The organism is Paracoccus versutus, from assembly GCF_000763885.1.
Taxonomy (GTDB): domain Bacteria; phylum Pseudomonadota; class Alphaproteobacteria; order Rhodobacterales; family Rhodobacteraceae; genus Paracoccus; species Paracoccus versutus.
Genome location: NZ_JRKO01000143.1, coordinates 1 through 2364, shown reverse-complemented (window position 1 = coordinate 2364; position 2364 = coordinate 1). Strand labels below are relative to the sequence as shown.

At 65.6% G+C, this 2364-nt stretch carries 2 protein-coding genes and 1 pseudogene; all 3 read left to right on the top strand.

Translation table 11 applies throughout. The features are described 5' to 3' along the window. Window positions 1-313: pseudogene (locus IT40_RS29450) on the top strand (hypothetical protein); the annotation flags it as partial. A 5-nt stretch (window positions 314-318) separates the two neighbouring features. Continuing rightward, on the top strand, window positions 319-1281 hold the full coding sequence (locus IT40_RS26260) for a TniB family NTP-binding protein (RefSeq protein WP_036761434.1): 963 nt from the start codon (window positions 319-321) through the stop codon (window positions 1279-1281). Next, window positions 1278-2219 carry a TniQ family protein gene (locus IT40_RS26255; RefSeq protein WP_036761433.1) on the top strand — a complete coding sequence of 314 codons (942 nt, stop codon included), beginning with the start codon at window positions 1278-1280 and terminating at the stop codon, window positions 2217-2219. The genes IT40_RS26260 and IT40_RS26255 overlap by 4 nt, the downstream gene beginning before the upstream one ends. The last annotated feature ends 145 nt before the right edge of the window (window positions 2220-2364 follow it).

Sequence of the window (2364 nt, the reverse complement as noted above, 5' to 3'; positions counted from 1 at the left end):
CCATGCCGCGATCACGGCGATCGAAGGGCGCAGCACCGCGGCGACCCGGATGGCCGGGCTGCTCGTTGACGAATGGACGCCCGAGCGGATCCGGGATTTGGAGGCCAGCCTCTATATCGGCTTCAATGCGGGTGGCGACAAACCGGCGCAGCCTGCGGCCGCCGATGGCATCGGTCGATCCATCCCCGGCCCGGAAGCACATGCGCCGCGCCGCGCGGCTTGCCCAGCAAGCCCGGCCACTGATCCTGCCCCCACGCAACCCGACCTGCCCGACGCGGCCCCCGCAACGCAGCCCTGGTCCATCACGGAGTAAACCCCATGCCCAATCCCACCGAGGCCGCCCGGATCCTTCAGAAACTGCGGAACCTCCGCGTCGATACGCCAAGGGACGCCGCATTCATCACCCATCTCGACCGGCTGTTGTGTCGGGATGAGGCGGGCAACCTGCTGCCCGAGCCGCAGCGCTTTTCCGCGGGGCGCGAGACCCGCGGCGTGATGGTGGTGGATGGTGCCGGTGGCGGCAAGACCACGCTGATCTCCCGCGCCCTGGAACGGCACCCGGTTCTGTCCGGAGCGACGGGGCGGCACTATCTCGATGCCAGCGTGCCCAGCCCCGCCACCTTCAAGAGCATGACCGCTGCGCTGTTGCAGCGCAGCGGTTACCCGGTGATCACCGCCAACCGCGAAGGCTGGGGCCTTTGGGAAACCCTCAGGGGTCGGCTCAAGGATCTGGGCATCACGGTTCTGTGGATCGACGAGGCGCATGACCTGTTTTGCGCCGATCGCCACCTGATCCTGCGCGCCCTCAAATCCCTCATGCAGGGGGACGAGGCCGTCATCCCGATCCTGTCCGGCACCGAGAGGCTGCACGAGATCGTCCGTTCCGATCCTCAGGTCCAGCGCCGGCTTTCGACGCTGATCCTGCCGCCGGTCTCGGAGGTGACGGATGGGGCAAGCGTCGTTCGGGTGATCCGGGAATATTGCCGGATTGCGGGGCTTGAGCCGCCGCTTGACGCAGATCTGATCCCGCGCCTGTTCCATGGCGCGCGTTATCGCTTTGGCCGCTGCATCGAGACCCTGGTCGGCGCGATCGAATTTGCCCTGGCGGCGGGGGCATCCCGTCTGGACATCGCCCATTTTGCGGAATTCTGGGCGATGCAGGAGGGCTGCCCGCCCGGCGGGAATGTCTTCCTCGCCCCGGACTGGCCGCAGATCGACCCCGACCGGAACGAGGCCGACGATCCGCCTGCTCGCGCGCGGGCCCGGCGGCGGCGGGCATGAGCATGGCCCGCCTCTTTCCCCTGCTGCCGTTCCGGGCGGATGAGACCCATTGGTCCTGGGCGGCCCGCATGGCCGCTTTCCATATCCGCGGCCCCATCGGAACCTTCCTGCGTGATCTCGGCCTTGATCCTTTCGTTCTGTCCATCGGCGATCCGGATGAGGTGGCCCGCCTTTGCGCAACCGCCGGGCAGGATCCGGGACCGGTGCTGCGCAACACCCTGATGCGGCACACCAGCCGGAGCTGGCGGCTTGGTGAGGAGATCCTGATCGACAGCCTGTGCCCGCAGCGGGATCTGCGCTTTTGCCCGGCCTGTCTGGCCGAGGACGATGCGATCGCTATGGCGGTAGGTCAGGATATTGCCATCCACCGGCGCGAACGGCTGATCTGGCGGCTGAAGCCGGTCCGATCCTGTCCGACACATAGGCTGCCCCTGATCCGCCGGGATGGGCCTGGTGGAGCGGACGGCAAGGGCGTCTTTGCAGACAGCGTTCCGGAAAACACCGCTAGGTTGCAGGATCTTGCAGGCTGCGCTGCGCCCTGCCCCGGATCCCCGCTCCAGACCTATATCGCTGACAGGATTGCAGAACGCCCCGGTCCGGTATGGCTGGACAGCCTGCCGCTCGAACAAAGCATCCGGGTGACGGAGTTGTTGGGCACCGCTATGGAGTTCGGGCCATATGCCGCTTTCGACGACCTATCAGTCCAGGATCAGATGCTGCAACCACTTGTGGCTGGATCTACACCGCCAAAGGGGTGGCGGGAATCCGCGGCGCATTGCAGATCCTTCAGACCGGGTTTGACCCCGAGCGTTCTCCCTGCCGCATCAAAAACTGGGGAGCTTTCGGGTCGTTGCTCGACGAACTCCACCATCCCGCACCGGGCAGCCCGTTCCGCAGAATCTTCGAAGAGCAATTCGAGAGCATTGGTGGAATCCTGATCCGCTATCAGCAGGCCCAGTCCGGCCCTGCCCTCCATAAGATGCCAGACTTCGTCACGCCGCCTTCGGGCGGCCTTTTTCTTTGGCCATCACGCAACATTTCGATGGTCAATAATCGCGCGTAGAATGGTCAAAGCGGGAAAAC